Source organism: Mucilaginibacter sp. GW821-FHT07G05, assembly GCF_059418565.1.
Window position 1 is genome coordinate 959044 of record NZ_JBWKQC010000001.1, and the last position, 20946, is coordinate 979989.

14 protein-coding genes are annotated in these 20946 nt (G+C 44.5%); 6 read left to right on the forward strand and 8 right to left on the reverse strand.

Going from position 1 to position 20946, the window contains the following annotated elements:
* The first annotated feature begins 1 nt into the window (after position 1).
* Positions 2 to 883, forward strand: a complete 882-nt coding sequence (locus AC07NA_RS03910; protein WP_494895835.1) for a bifunctional 5,10-methylenetetrahydrofolate dehydrogenase/5,10-methenyltetrahydrofolate cyclohydrolase — start codon at positions 2 to 4, stop codon at positions 881 to 883.
* Positions 884 to 960: 77 nt separating this feature from the next.
* Here AC07NA_RS03910 and AC07NA_RS03915 read toward each other — a convergent pair whose 3' ends face one another.
* Together AC07NA_RS03915 and AC07NA_RS03920 are read right to left on the reverse strand one after the other, a co-directional pair.
* Positions 961 to 1323, reverse strand: coding sequence for a Rieske (2Fe-2S) protein (locus tag AC07NA_RS03915; protein WP_494895837.1), 363 nt, complete (start codon positions 1321 to 1323; stop codon positions 961 to 963).
* 7 nt (positions 1324 to 1330) lie between these two features.
* Positions 1331 to 2095 carry a hypothetical protein gene (locus AC07NA_RS03920; RefSeq protein ID WP_494895839.1) on the reverse strand — a complete coding sequence of 255 codons (765 nt, stop codon included), beginning with the start codon at positions 2093 to 2095 and terminating at the stop codon, positions 1331 to 1333.
* A gap of 95 nt (positions 2096 to 2190) precedes the next feature.
* Between AC07NA_RS03920 and AC07NA_RS03925 the strand changes: the two genes are divergently transcribed.
* Together AC07NA_RS03925 and AC07NA_RS03930 are read left to right on the forward strand one after the other, a co-directional pair.
* Positions 2191 to 2814 (forward strand): 7-carboxy-7-deazaguanine synthase QueE, encoded by a 624-nt coding sequence (locus tag AC07NA_RS03925; RefSeq protein WP_345209500.1) that lies wholly within the window; start codon positions 2191 to 2193, stop codon positions 2812 to 2814.
* Positions 2815 to 2855: 41 nt separating this feature from the next.
* The gene (locus tag AC07NA_RS03930; RefSeq protein WP_494895841.1) at positions 2856 to 4757 is read left to right on the forward strand and encodes an OmpA family protein; all 1902 of its coding nucleotides are present in this window, start codon (positions 2856 to 2858) and stop codon (positions 4755 to 4757) included.
* Positions 4758 to 5006: 249 nt separating this feature from the next.
* On the opposite strand, the gene AC07NA_RS03935 is transcribed toward AC07NA_RS03930, so the two are convergent.
* Together AC07NA_RS03935 and recQ are read right to left on the reverse strand one after the other, a co-directional pair.
* Positions 5007 to 7745: an outer membrane beta-barrel protein gene (locus tag AC07NA_RS03935; RefSeq protein WP_494895843.1), complete on the reverse strand. Its 2739-nt coding sequence runs from the start codon at positions 7743 to 7745 to the stop codon at positions 5007 to 5009.
* A 152-nt stretch (positions 7746 to 7897) separates the two neighbouring features.
* Entirely contained in the window at positions 7898 to 10090 is a 2193-nt protein-coding gene (gene recQ, locus AC07NA_RS03940; protein ID WP_345209593.1) for a DNA helicase RecQ, read from the reverse strand.
* Positions 10091 to 10323: 233 nt separating this feature from the next.
* Here recQ and AC07NA_RS03945 point away from each other — a divergent pair, with 233 nt between their 5' ends.
* Positions 10324 to 11409 carry a mannose-1-phosphate guanylyltransferase gene (locus tag AC07NA_RS03945; RefSeq protein ID WP_494895845.1) on the forward strand — a complete coding sequence of 362 codons (1086 nt, stop codon included), beginning with the start codon at positions 10324 to 10326 and terminating at the stop codon, positions 11407 to 11409.
* A gap of 152 nt (positions 11410 to 11561) precedes the next feature.
* On the opposite strand, the gene rlmB is transcribed toward AC07NA_RS03945, so the two are convergent.
* Positions 11562 to 12338: a 23S rRNA (guanosine(2251)-2'-O)-methyltransferase RlmB gene (gene rlmB, locus AC07NA_RS03950; protein WP_494895847.1), complete on the reverse strand. Its 777-nt coding sequence runs from the start codon at positions 12336 to 12338 to the stop codon at positions 11562 to 11564.
* A gap of 272 nt (positions 12339 to 12610) precedes the next feature.
* On the opposite strand from rlmB, the gene dnaB reads away from it, so the two are divergent.
* The gene (gene dnaB, locus AC07NA_RS03955) at positions 12611 to 14170 is read left to right on the forward strand and encodes a replicative DNA helicase (protein WP_494895849.1); all 1560 of its coding nucleotides are present in this window, start codon (positions 12611 to 12613) and stop codon (positions 14168 to 14170) included.
* 451 nt (positions 14171 to 14621) lie between these two features.
* Positions 14622 to 16172 carry a DHA2 family efflux MFS transporter permease subunit gene (locus AC07NA_RS03960; protein WP_494895851.1) on the forward strand — a complete coding sequence of 517 codons (1551 nt, stop codon included), beginning with the start codon at positions 14622 to 14624 and terminating at the stop codon, positions 16170 to 16172.
* Positions 16173 to 16193: 21 nt separating this feature from the next.
* Here the strand turns inward: AC07NA_RS03960 and AC07NA_RS03965 are convergent, their stop codons facing one another.
* The 3 genes from AC07NA_RS03965 to AC07NA_RS03975 form a co-directional block, all read right to left on the reverse strand.
* On the reverse strand, positions 16194 to 17003 hold the full coding sequence (locus AC07NA_RS03965) for a helix-turn-helix domain-containing protein (protein ID WP_494895853.1): 810 nt from the start codon (positions 17001 to 17003) through the stop codon (positions 16194 to 16196).
* A gap of 84 nt (positions 17004 to 17087) precedes the next feature.
* Positions 17088 to 17927, reverse strand: coding sequence for an SDR family oxidoreductase (locus AC07NA_RS03970; RefSeq protein ID WP_494895855.1), 840 nt, complete (start codon positions 17925 to 17927; stop codon positions 17088 to 17090).
* Positions 17928 to 18110: 183 nt separating this feature from the next.
* Positions 18111 to 20435 carry a glycoside hydrolase family 2 protein gene (locus AC07NA_RS03975; RefSeq protein WP_494895857.1) on the reverse strand — a complete coding sequence of 775 codons (2325 nt, stop codon included), beginning with the start codon at positions 20433 to 20435 and terminating at the stop codon, positions 18111 to 18113.
* Positions 20436 to 20946: the final 511 nt, after the last annotated feature.

Genomic DNA, 20946 nt, shown 5'->3' on the forward strand with positions numbered 1-20946 from the left:
CATGCAGTTACTCGACGGAAAATACGTATCAGAAAAGTTGAAGGTTGAAATAGCCGAAGAAGCAGCGAAAATATTAGAAAGAACCGGGCGCAAACCACACCTCGTGGCCGTATTGGTTGGACACGACGGCGGCAGCGAAACCTACGTAGCCAGCAAAATGAAAAATTGCGAAAAGGTAGGTTTTAAATCGACCCTGGTGCGTTATGAAGATGATGTAACCGAGGAAGACCTGCTGGTAAAAGTAGCCGAACTAAATGCAGATGAGGATATCGACGGTATTATTGTTCAACTACCGCTCCCTAAACATATCGACCCTGAAAAAGTAACCGAAAAGATAGATCACCGCAAGGATGTGGATGGTTTTCACCCGGTTAACCTGGGCCGTATGCAACGCAACCTGCCATCATTTATACCGGCAACGCCTTATGGCATTACCCTTATGCTAAAGGAATACGGTATTGAAACCGCTGGTAAGCATTGCGTGGTAGTCGGTCGCAGTAATATAGTCGGTTCGCCGATGAGCATTTTGATGGCGCGCAATACCCAACCGGGTAATTGCACCGTAACTATATGCCACAGCCGTACACCCGATATTAAAAAGTTCACCCTTGATGCCGATATACTGATCGTAGCCATTGGTAAAAAGAACTTTATTACTGCCGACATGGTGAAAGAAGGTGTTGTAATTGTTGACGTAGGCATGAACCGCGAAACATCAGCCACTACCAAATCGGGCTATAAATTATACGGCGACGTTGATTTTGATAACGTTGCCCCTAAAACTTCGTGGATTACCCCGGTACCGGGCGGTGTTGGTTTAATGACCATTGTTGGCCTGCTGAAAAATACTTTAGCGTCGGCTAACAAAGAAGTATACATTTAATTAGCGATTTAGTGAATGAGTGGTTAAAGAAGCAATGTTTTTTTATCACTAAATCACTCATTCACTAAATCAATAACTCAATATAGATCGTCTATTTCGTCTCTTTTAAACAAGCTCTTTATCTTCCCCCAAAAGGAGCTTATACCCACATACACTTCGTTATTCTTTATTTTTACGGGATAGGTATTCACGTAATCGTTTTGGCCGGTGCTGCCTCTGCCTGTTTCCAAATCGTACGAGAAACGATGTATTGGGCATACCAGCTTACCTTCTTTACACCAGCCGCGGCTCAGGTCTTCACCGGCATGCGGGCAACGGGCGCTTAACGCGAATATTTCGCCCTCATACCCTACCAGGCAGATATTTTTGCCATCCGGTTTTATTTTTTTAATAAATGGCTGTCCGTTAGGCTCTACATCAGGTACACGGTACCACTTCATAATCAGCTTAAAAATCTATTTGCAAGTTCATTACCGCCGGGTTTCTGATCACCTCGTCCATATCGGTTTCAAGGGTAACACGTTTGCGGTCGGCAGAAAGTACGGCCTTAGGGTTATTAACACGTTTAACAGGCTTGGCGAAGTTGAGCACCAGCTTGTAAGGCATATCTATCAGCATGGCCTTAGCCATTACCAGGGTTGATTGTGTGCGTTTCAAAAAAGCGTTAAACTTTATCTTATCAATGATGCGCGAAAACCGGCTCGGGGTAATTTCATAGGTGTAGTAATCCTGCCCGGTGATCAGTTGCTGTGCATCGTTGGTTTTAGTTTGCCCGGTATTTTTGGTAATAGCCGCCAGCTGACTGTTCATCGATATTTTTGAAATGTTCTTGAGGTAATATTCCAGGTCGGCCGTATTTTTGGCCACATGGTTAACGCTCACCCTCATCAAATTCTTTTTCAGGTCCATTTTAACCGAAAGATCGCTGGTTTTAGCCAGCTTCACCTCGCTGCTATCCATTGTTTGCTGAATGCTGTCGGGCAGGGCACTGTAAAAATTTAGTGTGGTATCTTTTTTGGCGGCAAAATCGGGAGTGGCTTTTATTGAATCGGTCATGAGGTTCATTAAAACCGAAACAGCCCGGCTCATGTCAAATCCGTAAACTACGCTGCATGAGCCATCTACCTTAAAATCATAACGTTCTTCCACATCTACACATGATGTAAACGTAAGCAGAAGAAAAACTATGACAGGCAGATAAAATTTCTTCATTAAAGTAAATTTTAAGTAATAATAGCGAATATACTTTACAAATAGAAGGCCCAAATAAATCTGCATTAATTGAATGCGTATATTTGCAAAATATTATGGCACACCAAATTCCGGACGACGGCACGCTGCTTCCTTTAATGGAAGAATTTTATACGATACAGGGCGAAGGGTACAATACAGGCAAAGCAGCATACTTTATACGTTTAGGTGGATGTGATGTAGGCTGCCACTGGTGCGATGTAAAAGAAAGCTGGGATGCCGAATTACACGCCCTTACCGCTGCCGATACCATTGTTGACCATGCTATTGTACACCCGGCTAAAAACGTGGTGGTAACAGGCGGCGAGCCGTTAATATACAATCTTGATTATCTTACTACGCAACTGCAGCAACGCGGCATCAAAACTTTTATTGAAACATCGGGTGCCTATCCGTTATCGGGTAATTGGGACTGGATATGCCTTTCACCTAAAAAGTTTAAAGCCCCTACCCTTAATGTAGCTGCTGCCGCGCATGAGTTAAAGGTGATCGTTTTCAACAAATCAGACTTTGAATTTGCCGAACAGAATGCTAAACTGGTTGGGCCCGATTGTAAGCTTTTTTTGCAACCGGAATGGTCAAAAGCCAAAGAAATGACCCCGTTGATTGTTGATTATGTGATGAATAACCCGCAATGGGAAATATCTTTACAAACACATAAATATTTGAATATTCCGTAGGTTTTGTAACTTACGGTGAAATTACCGTAATAAACCTAATTATGCGTACTGCTTTACTTTTAGTTTTTATGCTAATGGTGTGCCTCAATAGCAGCGCGCAGAACGGACGGTATAGCACAACCGATAAACAGGCCCTCAAATATTTCACCGCCGCCGGCCAGGATCTCGACAAATCATTGTATGATGAGGCCATGGCCAAGCTAACCAAGGCCATTGAAGAAGATCCGAAATTTATTGAGGCGCATTTTCAACTGGCAGATATATCAAGGCAACGCCGCCTTTACAAACAGGCTGTTGAACATTACCGGCAGGTAGTAGCCATTAACCCCGAATTTACCCGGGTTGTGTACCTTAAACTTGGCGAAGTTGAAATAGGCGACGGCCAGTATGCTCAGGCACAACAGCACCTCGAAAAGTATTTAGCTTATCCGAACAACACACCACAAAATATTGCCTATTCGCAAAAGCTGATAATTGATTGCAAGTTTGGCATACAGGCTTTGCAGCACCCGGTTAAATTTGATCCGCAGAATATTGGGCCGGAAATAAATACGGCGGATGACGAGTATCTGCCGGTTGCTACCGCTGATGAAAGTACGCTGATATTCACCCGTAAGATTAACAACAACGAAGATTTTTACAAGAGCGTTAAGCTTGACAATAAATGGCAAACGGCCACTTATTTAAGTAACCAGATCAACACGCCTACTTATAACGAGGGAGCCCAATCTATTTCGCAGGATGGGCGGTACCTGTTTTTTACCGGCTGTAACCGCCCCGAAGGATTAGGACGTTGCGATATCTACATTGCGCAAAAACGTGGTGACGACTGGGGGAAACCTATAGGACTTAATCCGCCTGTAAATACGGCCGCCTGGGAATCGCAGCCTTCTATCAGTGCCGATGGGCGTACTTTGTATTTTGTGAGCAACAAGGCCGGTGGTTTGGGCGGATACGATATATGGAAGACCGTACTAACCGATAACGGCTGGGCCGAACCTGAAAACCTCGGCCCCAACATCAATACGCCTTATGATGAGCAATCACCATTTATTCATCCTGATGATAATACCCTCTATTTTTGCTCAAACGGATGGCCGGGTATGGGCAATAAAGATCTTTTCATAAGTCGCTTGGGCAAGGATGAAAAGTGGCAGAAGCCCGAGAACCTGGGTTATCCTATCAATTCCGGCGGTGATGAAAACGGGCTTACGCTCACGGCCAATGGCAGGTATGCATTCTTTTCATCAAACAAGCTGAAAGGCTTGGGTGGCTTCGATATTTATACCTTCGAGATGCCACAAAACATAAGGCCTAAGCTGGTAACTTATGTAAAAGGTATAGTTAGAGACGCCCTAAGCAACGAGCCTTTAGAAGCCGACATTGAGATCGTCGACCTTGAACGTAACAAGGCAGCTTATGAAGATTCGAGTTCGCCCGAGAAGGGTGATTTTTTGGCCACGCTGACTTCCGGTAAGAACTATGGCATCAATATATCGAAGAAAGGCTACCTGTTCTATTCCGAAAATTTCTCACTACTTGGCCGCGAACCTAAAGAGCCCTTCATCATTAATGTATCGTTATCGCCTATCGATATCGGTAAAAAGGTGGTATTAAAGAACATCTTTTTCGACACCAATAAATTCGACCTGAAACCCCAATCAAAAACAGAACTGCAAAAACTGATACAGTTTTTGGGCGACAACCCGAACGTGAACATCGAAATATCCGGGCATACGGATAACGTGGGTAACGATCAGCAAAACCAAGCACTATCAGAAAATCGCGCCAAAGCGGTTTACCAATACCTTATCGGCCACAAACTCGAAACCTTCCGCCTGGTATTCAAAGGCTACGGCAAAACCCAACCAATAGCTGATAACGCCACCGAACAAGGCCGCAAACTTAACCGGAGAACGGAGTTTAAGATTATATCGAAGTGATATAAGGTTAGGTATTGAGGACTCACCCCGCCGACGCTGCGCTGGGCGTCCCTCTCTTTGCAAGCAAAAAGAGGGAAAGAGAAAAAGTCATCAAGCAATTTCCGTAATCGCTTGGCTCCAGCCAAGTGATCACTATCCCGCGGCGTCCCGCCGCTCGCCAACATCCGAAATTTCCGCAAGCACTCAAACCCCGAACCCCGCCCCTGAAACCTCTCCTCCCCGTACAACTTACAACGCACAACTTTCAACCTATTTCGTGCTCAACTTATTAAACTTATAAGTATACGTCAGCATGAAATATCTTTTGAGGGTGTTGTTTTGGGTATCGTACACGGAGTTGGTACCAGTGTAGCGATATACGCTTATGTTTTGGTCGAATACGTCGTATACGGTCAGTTTTATTTCGCCGCGGTCTTTAGCCAGCATTTGCAGGGCAAGCGATGAACTAACCACGTTTACGCCTTTGCGGAAACCATCGGTTATTTGCGAGCTATAACTATAATCCTGCTTGGTTTCCCATATTATCTTTTTGGGGAAGCGCACCAGCAGACTGTTGTTCAGATTGAAGTTACGGGTGTATACCTTTTTAAAATCGTCATAATCGTACCTCGTATCAGCCTCCCTAAAGCCCGCGCCAACGTTCAGTTCTACCTTGTCTTTCCAGTTCACATTAAAGTTTTCGCTGATGCCCATGGTGAGGTTCTTCTGCCAGCCCTCTACATCGTTCAGCAGGTTAAGGTTTTGGCCGTAATACGCGTAGGCTGATGTAGAAACACCTGCCTGCCAGTCTTTAGTCTTTTTAAATTGTTTACCTACACTCAAATAACCATTGATATTTGGCCTGCCATCGCGGTTTACCATGGTACTGGTTTGCGCGCCATCGCTTTTGATGGTTTGTTTGCTAACAGTAGTGTTTTTAGCCATAGAGTACGATAGGTAGGCATTAAAGCTAATCTGCTTTTCGTTATTATAAGCCCAGTAACTTAAGCCCGCGTTGGTATTGGTAGTAGGTTTCAAATCGGGGTTACCGGTGTAACTATACAACGGACTATACACGATAGTAACCGGCTGTAAAGCCGAGATCCAGGGCTGCTCTATCCCTTTATCGTAGCTCAAAGAGAAACTTCCGGCCTCTATCCTGAAAGTTGGCAGCAGGAAAAAGTAATGCTGATTGAGCTTGCTGTAACTAAAATTATTCTCTATTTGCTGCCATTGGTGGTTAAGCCCCGCAATTATCGATATCTTTTTGGTAAGCTGATAGGTTATACCCGGTTTAACGCCTTCGTTCCATTGTTTGCGGGTGAGGTCGCTGCTTTGGAGGGGCAGCAAAATATCGTAGCGTTCAGTACTGTCATTACGCTTAAAATTAAGCAGTTGCTCTTTGTTGCGGTTATAGTTTCCCCAGGTAACAATATCAACCGTAAGCTTCTTTGTTATCGGATAACGGTAACTGAGGTTAATACTGGCCGCTATACTATTCCTTTTATTGACCGCCAATTGCCTTTGCGATTCGGATGGCGTGGTTGGCAAATAGGATATTACATCGTTATTATTATAACCCTTATCGTTGCTTGGATTTATTTGCAGGTTGTGCGATACCGTAAAAGATTCTCCCTTATTAGTGCGCGATCTTTTATTGAAGTAAAAATCCTGCGAAAAGCTCTTCGAATTAGTGCTGTTTACATTATTACCCCGGCTTTCGTTTGCCCGTTCGCGCATGCTGGTATCCCTAACAGTAAGATCGGTGCTGCCAAAAGAATCATATATGCTATTGCCCGAATTAAGGGTGAATTTAGGCGTATAACGCAGGCTGCGCAAGGTATCGGGATTCCACTCCACCAACCCGCTAACACTGTGCGAATAGTTCTTATCGCGACTGCTGTAGCGCGACGAAGACAGCAAGGTGGTATCGTTTTTCAGGAACTGCTGCCCGAAGTTTGAAGTTTCGCCCACGCTGCTGCGCTCGGTTATAAAGTAGAGCAGGTTCATCTTTAGCTTTTTGCCGTAGTCGGTATTCAGGTTAAAACCGCCGGAAGTGATCTTCTCGATACCCCCACCCCAGTTTCGCCCGCCTGTATTGACGGATCCGTTATACAACGCGTCGCCGCCGCTGCGGTTAAAGCCGCCTTGTGAGTATAGTTCTTCGTTTGAAAAAGCCGTGCGGTTCAGGTTATTACTAAGCCCTATAACACTCAACTGCAAAGTATCCCGAAACATATTGAATAATCCCCCGGTTTCGTACCTGTCGCGGGTACCGCCGCCGGCGAATACCTTACCGAATATGCTTCGCTTGATGGCTTTTTTCAGTTTGATATTGATGATCTTAGGCACCTTGGTTTCGCTGATCAGGTGATCGGGATCGTTCTGCCTGTCGTCGTACACCTGTATCTGTGCCACCACTTCGGCATCAAGGTTACGGGTAGCCACTTTTGGGTCGTTACCGAAAAACTCCTTACCATCAATCAACAGCTTACTTACCGTTTTGCCGTTAACGGTAATGCTGCCGTCTTTATTTACCTGTACACCGGGCAACTTTTTAAGCAATTCCTCCACCACCGCATTCGGCCGGGTTTTGAAGGCCTCGGCATTAAATTCGATGGTATCCTTATTCATCATTACGGGTGTGCGTTCGCCCTTAATGGTTACTTCGTCCATCATTTTGGTGCTAAGCGCTACATCGCCTAGATCAGTAGTACCGCCCTCTTTAAAATTGAATATTTTACGATAGCTTTTGTAGGATACAAAGGATACCAACAGCTTTATTTCGCGCTGTAAAGGCAAATTATGCAGTTCAAACTCGCCTGTTTTTTTAGTGAGCGTATAAGATATAAGTGAGGAATCGCTAACGTTTAAAACGGCAACGGTTGCAAATTCGAGCGGGGTTTTCTCTACCGAATCAACAATTTTTCCTTTTATGGTTACGCGGTTTTGTGCAAGGCATATTGATATACTGGTGGTAAACAGCATCAATAGTATAAGTTTTTTCATCCAGGCTTTTGTGATAAGAAATTGCAAGTGTTTAAATGTAACACTGACAGCAATTATACAATATTAAACGCTATGTAAATGCTAAAAATTGTTAAATAAAAGCGGCCGGTAAAAATTTTACCGGCCGCTTAATATTATATAATAATATGGGATTAATTACCCAATTCAGACATGAATTTTATGCGCATTAACTGTACCTCTTCGCGGGTATAATCATCAGCACCCAAATCAATTAAAGCCTGGTCTATCGAGTCGTTATCGGCTGTTTTAAAGTAATCGAATACTTCATCCTGCTTATCCTCGTCAATTACCTCGTCAATAAAATAATTAAGGTTAAGCTTAGTACCCGAGTTTACTATCGATTCAACCTCGCGCAGTATTTCTTCGTACGATAAGCCTTTTGAAGCGGCAATATCATCGAGGTTTAAATGCCTGTCGATATTTTGGATAATGTATACCTTAAGGGCCGATTTATTAGCGGCACTTTTGATCACCATATCAATAGGGCGGTCAATATCATTATCCTCTACGTATTTCTTAATTAGCTCGATAAACGGCGCGCCGAATTTCGAAGCTTTACCCGCGCCTACGCCCGATATTTGTTTCAGTTCGTCGGTTGATACCGGGTAATGCGTGCACATTTCTTCGAGCGATGGATCCTGGAAGATTACGAACGGAGGAAGACCTTTTTGCTTGGCTATCTTTTTACGCAGGTCTTTAAGCATTTGCAGCAACTGCGCATCTAAAGCGCCACCGCCTTGTTTAGGGCCATCTTCGCTGTCATCATCATCGGCAGCCTCTATTATTCTGTTCAGGATAAAGCGGATGCTGTATGGGTTCTCAATAAAATCGTTCCCTTTTTCGGTAAGGCGTAACAGTCCGTATTGGTCAATATCCTTCGACAGGAAATTATCCAGCAAGGCTTGTCTTAACAGTGAGTTCCAAAGGTTTTCACCATCTTCTTTGCCCGATGCAAAGTAAGGCAGCGTATCGTGCTCATAATTACGCACCTGCGGATTATCGGCACCAATTAAAATATCGATAATGTAACGGTCGTCAAACTTTTCGCCTATCTGCTTGATCAGGCTTAAAGCCTTGTGCAAATGCGATTCGCCGTCGAAGTAAGTTCTTGGCGCGCTGCAATTATCGCACATGCAGGCACAGGTAGCTTCTTCAAAGTTTTCGCCAAAGTAATGCAATATCTGCTTACGGCGGCATACCGATGACTCGGCGTAATCAATAACTTCTTTTAATATCTGGGTACCAATCTCGCGTTCGGAAACCGGTTTGTCTTTCATGAATTTTTGCAGCTTATCAATATCCTTTTGCGAATAGAAAGCCACACAAACACCCTCGCCACCATCACGACCGGCACGCCCTGTTTCCTGGTAATAACCCTCCATGCTTTTAGGCACATCGTGGTGTATTACGTAACGAACATCGGGTTTATCGATCCCCATACCGAAAGCTATGGTAGCAACAATTACTTCCACATCTTCCATCAGGAACTTGTCCTGCGTATCGGCACGTACTTTAGGGTCTAAACCGGCATGGTAAGGCAGGGCGCGCACACCGTTGAGGTTAAGCGCTTCGGCCACTTCCTCAACCTTTTTACGGCTAAGGCAATAAATAATGCCCGACTTACCCTGGTTTTGTTTTACAAACTTTACAATTTCTTTAATTACCGTACGTTTTGCACGCACCTCGTAAAACAGGTTTGAACGGTTGAACGATGATTTGTACACCGTTGCATTGTTCATTTGTAAGTTCTTTTGAATATCGTGCTGCACTTTTGGTGTAGCAGTTGCGGTAAGCGCTATGATCGGGATATTTTCGCCGATATTGCTGATCACCTGGCGTATCTTACGGTATTCGGGGCGAAAATCATGTCCCCACTCTGATATACAGTGCGCCTCATCCACTGCCACGAACGACACCTGGTTAAGACGTAAAAAGTCGACATTTTCCTGCTTGGTAAGCGACTCGGGCGCTACGTAAAGCAATTTTGTTTTTCCGCTTAAAACATCCTCTTTTACCCTTGCGGCTTCAGATTTTGTTAGCGATGAATTTAAGAAGTGTGCTATGCTGTCAGATCCGCCGAATGCCCTTAACTGGTCAACCTGGTTTTTCATCAAAGCAATAAGAGGAGAAATTACAATGGCGGTACCTTCGCTCATCAGCGCAGGCAGTTGATAACACATGGATTTACCCCCGCCTGTTGGCATGATAACAAAGGTATCATTACCGGCAAGAATATTTGTTATAATCGATTCTTGTTCCCCCTTAAAATTATCAAAACCGAAAAAATTTTGGAGATTATCAAAAAGCGACTTTTTAGTCTCTATCATTACTTAGTGTGTGTGCTTGAAAATTAAAAGTTCAAAGTAACATTTTTTTTTAAATAAACGATATGTTTACATTAAAATTTTATACAAAAATGATTAAATAATGAAAAACAATTTATTGATTTAAACATTATAAATTGCGGTACCATTGCCGGGGCGATTTAATGTGTATTTTACAAATTAATGCACACCTTTGCCGGAGCATACCAGTTTTAAAATATTTCTACTTTTTCATGAATAAAAATTATTACGCCATTATTATGGCAGGTGGTATAGGAAGCCGCTTTTGGCCTATCAGCCGTACGTCGCATCCTAAACAATTTATCGATATACTGGGCACCGGTAAAACCCTCATTCAAAACACTTACGATCGCTTTTTAAAGATCTGTCCGAAAGAAAATATTTTTGTAGTTACCAACGAGAACTATACCCAACTGGTAAAAGCGCAACTGCCCGACATGGCCGATAACCAGATACTTACCGAGCCGGTTATGCGTAATACCGCTCCTTGTGTGGCCTACGGTTGTTTCAAAATTGAAAGCCAAAACCCCGATGCAGCCATTGTGGTAGCACCATCAGATCACCTGATATTGGATGAAGCGGCGTTTGTTACCGCCATTGAAAAATCATTACAAACAGCCACCGAAAATAAGTGCCTCATCACCCTTGGTATAAAGCCTTCGAGGCCTGATACCGGTTATGGTTATATTCAGTATACCGATCAAACCATTAAAGAGGAATTTCATAAAGTAAAAACCTTTACCGAAAAACCCAATATTGAACTGGCGCGCACTTTTATACAAAGCGGCGATTTTTTGTGGAATGCCGGGATATTTGTATGGTCGGCAAGTAACATCGTAAACGCGTTTAGCAATTACCTGCCCGATATGCACGAGATCTTTGCGGATGCCCGTGCCGTTTATAATACCGAAAACGAAAAGAGCCACATACACAAGGCCTACCAGCAATGCACCAATATCTCGATAGATTACGGCATTATGGAGAAGGCCGAAAATGTATACGTGCTACCATCGGAATTTGGATGGTCTGACCTGGGTACCTGGGCCTCTATCTATGACCTTACCGAGAAAGATTACGTAGGTAATGCCGTTATCCCGTCGGAAAAGGTGATCATGTACGATTCATCAAACTGCATGGTAAACGTACCCGAAGACAAGCTGGTGATATTACAAGGCCTGCACGATTTTATCGTGGTAGAATCAAACAACACCCTCCTCATTTGCCCCCGCGACCAGGAGCAGAATGTAAAACAAGTAGTAGCCGATGTTAAACAGAATTTCGGCACGAAGTATATTTAACCCCCCGGCCCCCTGAAGGGGGAGCTTTTGAGAAGCAAGAGTAAAGATTCAGGATACAAGACAAAAGAAGCCGATCAGTAACAAACTGATCGGCTTTCTTTATTTTCTTTCCTGATTCCTGAATCTCAATTCTTGATTCTTTCACTCCCCCTTCAGGGGGCTGGGGGGTAATTTCGCTGCCTCACCGCTTCATACAATATCACGCCTGTTGATACTGATACGTTGAGTGATTCTATTTCGCCGAACATGGGTATTTTGGCCAGGTGATCGGCTATACGGATAATGTCGTTACGGATACCGTCTTCTTCCGAGCCCATGATGATGGCTGTTGGGGCGGTATAGTCGGGCTTGTAGATGTAGTCGTTTGTTTTTTCGGTACAGCAAACCAGTTGCAAACCTGATTCTTGCAGGAATTTCACCGTTTGCATAAAGTTATCGTGCCTGCAAACAGGAATCTTATAAAGCGCACCTGCCGAAGTTTTAATAGCGTCCGGATTGATCTGCGCCGAGCCTTTCGCGGGCACTACAATGGCATGTACGCCTGTACATTCGGCCGTACGGGCAATAGCGCCCATGTTGCGTACGTCGGTGATGCTATCCAATACCAATATCAGCGGCACTTCGCCTTTTTCGAATATTTCGGGGATGATGTTCTCTATTTTTTGGTATACGATAGGCGAAATAAATGCCACCACACCCTGGTGATTTTTCATGGTGAGGCGGTTCAACTTTTCTACCGGCACTTGCTGCGCGGTAATATTGTACTCGCCCAGCAGGCCTTTCAACTCGCTTAGCAAAGCGCCGCCCAGGCCGCGCTGAATATAAAGTGATTCTATTTCTTTGTCTGAGCGGATTGCCTCTATCACCGCGCGGATACCAAAGATCATCTGGTTACTCTCGCCACGTTGAGGTCTGGAATTAAAAGCCATATAACATCTGTTTGAACTGACAAAAGTAGCTATATTTATTGATTAAGCAGTTATTGAACTCAAGTGCCATTTCGGTTTTTTTGAAGTAATTAACACCGGCTTACTTTTATCAACATAGCATGATTTACAGCACTTTAATGCCGTTATTAACAACAGGTGTGGAAAACGTGTTGATTTCTTAAAGCGTTAAGCCTTATATAATCAACGTTTATTTTTAACTGTTTGAACAGGATGTTAGCGAATACGAAATTTTTTTGTATATTTTTGTGGCTATGATTTTCGAGAACGATAACCAGCAGAACAAGCCGAACACTAACGAACGACGAAACCGGTTTCCTACCATCAGTCAGTACAGCGGGGCAGGGAAACTTCCGCCACAAGCTATTGACCTTGAAGAAGCTGTATTGGGTGCATTAATGCTTGAAAAAGACGCGCTATCAACGGTGATAGACATTTTGCAGCCCGATGTATTTTACAAAGAAAATCATAAAAAGATATTCAATGCCATACGCCTGCTGTTTGAAAAAACATCGCCGGTGGATATACTTACCGTAACCGCCCAATTACGCTCGCAAGGCGACCTGGAGATGGTTGGCGGCGCATATTACATTACCGAGCTTACCAACCGTGTGGCTTCGGCAGCTAACATTGAATACCACGCGCGTATCATTATCCAAAAATTCATCCAGCGCGAGCTGATCCGTATATCTACAGAGGTGATCAGCAACGCTTACGAAGATACTACCGACGTATTCGACCTGTTGGACAAGGCCGAGAAAAACCTTTTCGATATAGCACAGAACAACCTTCGCCGCGATTCGCGTAAGATGGACGACCTGATGACCGAGGCTTTACGCGACATTGAATCGCTGAAAGATAAAAAAGACGGTTTAACGGGTGTGGCATCCGGCTTTACCGAGCTGGACCGTATGACCTCGGGCTGGCAAAAATCCGATCTGGTAATTATCGCGGCTCGTCCGGCGATGGGTAAAACGGCATTTGTACTTACCTGCGCCCGTAACGCGGCGGTTGATTTTGCTAAGCCGGTAGTAGTGTTCTCGCTGGAGATGTCGTCGGTTCAGTTGGTTAATCGTTTGATATCCGGTGAGTCGCAAATTGAACAGGAAAAGATCCGTAAGGGTAACCTCGAAGATTGGGAATGGCAACAGATCCACACTAAAATTGGTCGCCTGGAACAAGCGCCGTTAATTATTGACGACACCCCGGCGCTTAATATATTCGAGTTTCGTGCTAAATGCCGGAGGTTAAAATCACAACACGATATCCAACTGATCATAATTGACTACTTGCAGCTGATGCATGGTAAGAGCGATGGTAAAGGCGGTAACCGTGAGCAGGAAATTGGTAGTATATCGCGTGCGTTAAAATCGGTTGCTAAAGAGCTGAACGTACCGGTGATCGCGCTGTCGCAGTTAAGTCGTGCGGTGGAGAGTCGCCCGGGTGGTGCCAAAAGGCCGATGCTATCGGATTTACGTGAATCGGGATCAATTGAGCAGGATGCGGATATGGTATTGTTCCTTTACCGTCCCGAATATTACGGTTTGGAAGTGGATGAGGACAACAACCCTACACAAGGCGTGGGCGAGGTAATTATAGCCAAGCACCGTAACGGTGAAACCGGGCGTGTAAGGCTTAAATTTGTGGGTAAATACGTTAAGTTTACGGACCTGGAGCAAATGGACGACTTCAGTGCCGGCAACAATGCGTTTGCTGGTCTTGCACCGGGCCAGGGCTTTGAAAACCCTAACCCAAGCAACTTCATTATCCGCCCATCGCGTATGGATGATATGGATGATGAGGCACCATTTTAATCAGATTTTATTAATTTATTTAACCGCGGAGTTAGCAGAGTTTTTCGCGGAGTATATGGAGGTTACAGGGAGGTTTGCTCTTTGTAACCTTTTTTATTGGTGGGACTCACCCTGTCATTGCTGCGCTCGACATCCCTCTCTGCTGCGCAAAGAGGGAGTTTTTATGCTGTCTCATTTTTACTTTCGACTTTACATTCGCACTTGAGTACTCACCCTGTCGTCGCTGCGCTCGACTTCCCTCTCTGCTGCGCAAAGAGGGAGCTTTTCTGTTAGTCCTTTTTGCTTTCTCCTTTCCTCCTTTTACCTTTCTCCTTTTACCTTTCATCTCTCCCTCCTTTTATGACATCCAATCTACTTTAATTTAATACCAATTGGTATTTTTGTAAACTTTTAAAGTTTAATGTAAAAGCACAAATAGCTACAATATAAAATATACCGATAAGTATTATTTATGAATCCTGTAAAACGCCAGATCCTGCTCATTACTGTAATTGCCGCCGCTATTATGGAACTGATAGATACCTCTATTGTAAACGTTGCCCTTAATTATATGAGCGGTAATTTGGGTGCCACGCTCGAAGATACTTCGTGGGTGATTACCTCCTACGCCATCGCCAATGTGATCATCATACCTATGACGAGCTTTTTGGTGAATAACCTTGGGCGGCGCAATTATTACATCGGTTCTATCATTTTATTTACCATCTGCTCTTTTATGTGCGGCAACGCCACCAACATTTGGGAACTGGTCGCCTTTCGTTTTATGCAGGGTTTGGGTGGTGGTGCTTTGCTTTCGGTATCGGCAACGGTGGTTTACGAATTATTCCCGAAAGAAAAGCAAGCCACAGCCAGCGCCTTGTTTGGTATAGGCGTATTCATCGGGCCAACAATTGGCCCTACGTTGGGTGGTTACATTACCGAAAACTATTCATGGCCATGGATCTTTTATATCAACGTTCCCATTGGCATTGCTACCGCTATTTTATGCTACTTCCTGCTGTTTGAACCTGCTGTTAAGCCCAAAGCAAACAGTATCGACTGGCTCGGCATCATCCTGCTCACCATAGGCATCGGCTCGTTGCAAACGGTACTGGAACGCGGCGAAACCGACGATTGGTTTGCTGCAGGTTATATCGTATTCCTTTCTATACTGGCAGTTGTATCGCTATCCATATTTGTTTGGTGGGAATTGGTAACGCCCAACCCGGTGGTTAATCTGCGCATATTACGAAGTCGGTCTTTAAGCATAGCGGCTGTGCTCACCTTCATTACCGGGATAGGAATGTATACTTCTATTTACCTCACCCCAGTTGTAGCGCAAAGGCTGCTGGGCTTCACTCCTACGCAATCCGGCGAGTTGCTGTTACCCGGCTCTATTATTGCCGTACTGGCGCTTATTGTTACGGGGAAGCTGTTGCAAAAAGGTGTATCGCCCGCCCTAATTGTGCTGTTTGGCTTTCTGTGTTTTATTTATTTCAATTGGGCCATGTCGGGCATTAATATGGATACACCGGGTTCGTCCATTTCACTTAACCTCATTTTCAGGGCTATTGGCATGGCCTTGCTTACTGTACCGCTGGGTACGCTTGCCGTATCGTCATTGGAACCGAAGGATATGCCGCAGGGAACAGCACTTAATAACATGATGCGGCAATTGGGCGGCTCGTTCGGTATATCGGTAATTAATACCTACGTAGCACGCCGGGTGGCATCGCACCGTACCGATATGATCAGTAATATCTCTGCCTTTAATACCGAAACTACCGACCGTATAAGTGCTTACACGCATGCCTTTCAGCAAAAGGGAGCCAGCTTGCTCGACGCGCACCAAAAAGCGCTGCAATTGCTGGAAAAGGTAGTGGTAAAACAATCCTCCTTTTCCAGTTATCTCGACGCTTATTTACTCATCGGTTTATTTTTTGTAGTGGTGCTGCCGCTGCTGTTATTTGTTGCTAAACGCGATAAAAAACGGGCGTTGGTGATACCATCGTCCGATCATTAATTGGATGGACAAAGCCACCTGTCAGGCGCTTTTTTTAAGCTGACTGGGCGATACGCCGTACTTCTTTTTAAACGCGTACGAAAAATGGGTAATGTCTTCAAAACCGACCTGCAAGTACACTTCTGATGGTTTTTGATGCTCTTCCGTAATAAGGTGGTGCGCTTCAGTCAATCGTTTATCAAGCAGCCACCTGCCGGGCGGGCTATGGAATATCCGCTCAAAATCGCGTTTAAAGGTGGTGAGGCTTCTCCCGGCAAGGTAGCCGAACCGCTCCATGCTTACATTGAACCTGAAATTACGGTTCATGAATTGTTCCAGATCAATTTTCCCCGGGTCGCTAAAATCAAACAGGATGTTTTTTAAAGCCGGGTTTTGCTTCAATAGAATCAGTGTGACCTCACTCATCTTTAGTGAAAGGAAGCTGTTATAATCCTCTCTTTTAAGATGCAGGTATGGTTGTACTGATTGCACAAAGTTAGCCAATAAGGGCTCAGGATTCAGCTTGATAACGGTAGGCTTATCTACCACACCATCGGCTACATAACCATAATCTTTACTAAAACCACGCAGAAATTCCTGGTTCAGAAAAATAGAGATGGTTTTAAAATCGCCGCCGGGCGGCGGTGTTTTTATATAACGGCCAAAACTGTTACGAGTGTAAATAATGTATTCGCCGGCATGTATATCCCACGAGCCATTGCTGTCAAAAACAGTCATGGTGCCCGCTACAAGGTAACTAAAAACATGTTCGGGAATAAACTGCTCTTTAGATATCTGGGGCGATGTATGGCAGGCGTAATTATCGCTGCTGTTGTTTGAATCCATAACCATAAGGCAAATATCGCTGAATGTTAAACAGCTGCAATAATTAAAGTTCATCATTACAACTGTTTAACATGATATTATAATTTAATGTTATTCGGCCTGCATGTATTTCAAGTAGCCATTTTTAACCGAATTGATATAATCCTGATCGGGCATGGTTAGGCGGTTGGCCAGGCGCTGTTTAAAATCAGTGTTACCTACTACATAACGCAGGGTATCGGTACCATCGGTAGCGGCGTTGTAAATTACTTCGGCAACTTCTTCGGTAGTGGCCAATTGCATACCTTTCAGGCTATCAAACATTTGGCCTGCCGCGGCTAAAAAGTTATCGTACTCGCCCAAGCCTTCTTTGCTTGCGAAACGCTGTGCGCTTTCAGCAATAAAATTGGTGCTGGTTCCACCCGGTTCAATAATTTTAACGCCGATATTTAAAGCCGCCAACTCGAATGATAAAGCCTCCGAAAAACCTTCCAACGCGAATTTTGAAGCGCAATACATAGATATGATGGGCAATGTAAAACGCCCTGCGCCCGAACTGATATTTAATATAGTACCGGCTTTACGCTCACGAAAATGAGGCAGCACTTCGCGTATGGTATTCATTACCCCAAACACATTTACATCAAACTGCTCCTGTATAATTGCCGGTGTTAACGATTCAAATACACCGTATTGGCCATAGCCCGCGTTGTTTACCAAGGCATCGATACTGCCAAACCTGGCAATGCCTGCCTCTACTGCTGCCTTAATGGTATCGGGCTTTTGCACATCTAAACGGGTTATCAAAAAGTTATCCTGATCCTTTAGTTCCGTTTCCTCTTCGGGCGAACGCATGGTGGCTATTACATTCCAGCCTTTTTGATGAAAAAATTTGGCTGCCGCCTTACCTATACCTGATGATGATCCTGTTATTAAAACTGTTTTGCTCATTTTATTTGATTTTGTATAGTACAAAGTTGCATGCAAAACAGCCCGGATACTTTGTTGACAAGACCGAATTTACTTTGTTGAAAAGACCATAACATAACCCTTACAATTACATGATAAACCGAACAAGGCCAAGCGATATGATCACTTAGCCTTGTTTTACTCAATATTATAATCGTGTGTATACTATCTGTCCGGCTTATAATTAACCTTGAACAAACCTACATCAATATACTGCCCGCCGCCATTTTGATGGCAGTGTACAGCAATTGTGTTGATGGCATTGGGCTTCAACACTTTTTTAGCATCGGCAGATAATGGCACAGTGGCGTAGTTAGATGTATAACCCTTAGCCGAGGCCACCAAAATGCCATTTAGATAGATCTCATAATCCTCATCGTGATAAATATGGAAGGATATGTTATCCAAATCGCCCGAGGTTAATTTGCCTGCTTTAAACTCTTTGCGAAGCCATATATCGCCTGTATTCCATTCGGTATTTACAATACTGTTAGGCGGCGAACCTGCCCCGAATCCACCCTTACCGCTTTTCCAGCCTGCGGTTTTAAAATCGGGGTTAAACCAGTCGGCCGATGGCTTCGTAACGGTATACTTCCATACTTGCGTGGTAGTTGTAGCATCGGGCAGTAACTGCTCTGTATTAGCGATGGTTTGGTTGATCAGCCGCTCATTCATCGCCTTAATTTTAGGGATGTTCACTTTAGAAACACGATCGTAACTCAAAAAGCCGTTGATCTCCTGTTCCACATCGGCCAGTTGAGTGAACACCGCGCCGCTCATGCCATTTTTTGCCTTAAATTCGGCCAGCATATTGATGTATGTTTCGTAGGTATCTTCCAGTTCTTTAGCGTTTTTCACCATTATGCCGCTTACACCTTTACCGGTCAGCCATTCGTGCCCGTTTAGCACCAAGCCAACGCTGCCGAATTCGCCGCAGGCCGTGGCCATGGTTTTACTATCAACCGCTTTAGGGCCGGGGTATGAATGGTAATCCAGTATATCGCCTATGTAATCTTTATAAATATTATCGCTGGCAGGGTTAACAAGCCGGTTTGGATCTTTCGCTTTTACAACATCGTACATACGCTGTGTTAAGTTGCTGCCATCGCTTGCTTTTTGGCCTTGAGTTTCGTTAAACAGCACCCAGGTAACAATAGCCGGACTGTTAAACCTGCCGTCAACCATACGCTCCAGTTCTTTGCGGTATTGCACGGTATCTACCGGCGGTGGGTTATGCCTGTACGAATTAGCCGACGGCATATCCTGCCAAACCATTAAGCCCAATTTATCGGCCCAGTAATACCAGCGCTGCGGCTCTACCTTTATGTGCTTACGCACCATATTATAGCCAAAATCTTTCTGAATCTGTACATCAAATTTCAACGCTTCATCTGTAGGGGCGGTGTAAATACCATCGGGCCAAAAACCCTGATCTAAAAAGCCAAGATTGTACAACGGTTTATTATTCAGGAAGATCTTTTTTACATTGCCTACCTGCTCAACACTGATCTTGCGCATGCCAAAATAGCTGTCCACTTTATCAACGGTAGTGTTGCCGCTTTTTACCTCCACGGTTAAATCGTACAAAAATGGATTATTAGGCGACCACAATTTGGCATTTTTGATAGGGATAGACAGTTCGGCACCTGCATTACCCGACACCGTCCCGATCACTTTTCCCCCATCTTTCACGGTAGCCACCACTTGGATATTATTACCGGTTCCGGCAGTATCTACCTTTATTTTAAAACGATTTCCATCCACATCGGGCACCAGTTTTAAATGTTTTATGCTGATGTTTTGCACAGGTTCAATCCAAACCGTTTGCCAAATACCGGTTACCGGCGTGTACATAATGAGGTTGCCATGCGGAGGATTTTCCTGCTTGCCACGTGGCTGTCCATAACCTTCGGTTGGGTCATAAACCCTTACGATCACTTCCTGCTCTTTGCTTTTTGTGAGGTAAGGGGTAATATCCAGGCTGATCTCATCATAACCACCCTTGTGTGCGCCCAGGCTCTTGCCGTTGATATATACTTCGGCTTCCCAGTCAATAGCGCCAAAGTGCATCAGCACCCGTTTATTGCCCCACGCTTGCGGAACAATAAATGCGCGGCGGTACCACAGCCTGTCGTGATGCTCCATTACACCCGAAAGCGCCGACTCCACCGGGTATGGCACCAGTATTTTACCAGGTAGTTTATCGCCGGCAGGCACTGCATCATCAGCCTTGCCGCTTTTAAACTCCCAAAGCCCGTTGAGATTCAGCCAGTCTTTACGTACCATTTGTGGACGCGGATATTCGGGCAGCGGATTATTTACATTGATATTGGCCGCCCATTTGGTCATGAGGGGAGCTTTTTTCATGGTCCAGTCCTGCGCGTGCGATACACAACCTGCGAAGAGGCTGGCGAACAGGCAGCAGGTACGAATAATCCGCGATCTGAATTTATTGGTCATGGTGTGGTGGTGATTGGAATGATTTTTCAAGATAACATTTTACAGGTGCAGTTACGCCATCAGCTATATGGCCTTTACAGATAACCACACTATTCATAATAAAGATTTATTTACAATGCCGAAAATAGGCAATAGGCAAAATTTAAGTTCGGCTTAAATTCTCAATTATTCGCTGTATAGTATCAAAATGAAAGGGAGATGAGATGGGTTGTGTTATCGTCAGCAAACAGCTTTAGGCAAAAACAGGCGAAACTGAACGCAAAAGACATGGGCTGTGTTCTCCGTCAGCAAACAGCTTCGGGCGAAAGCGGGCAGAACTGCGGTAGCTACGAGCGCAAAGGCGGGCATAGCGAACTTGTTGCATGTGGGTGGGAAATGAGCGGCGGGGCAAAAGTTCCAGCCCTAAGTTCTGCACGGTTTGCAGGGCAATGGCCTTGTGCGGCAAAGAAGCCTTTTGCTGGACAAGGGTTTTGTTACTTTTGCCCTCAAAAGTAATGGGGCACTGCGCCCAAGAGCAGACTGATGTTAATCACAGCACAAA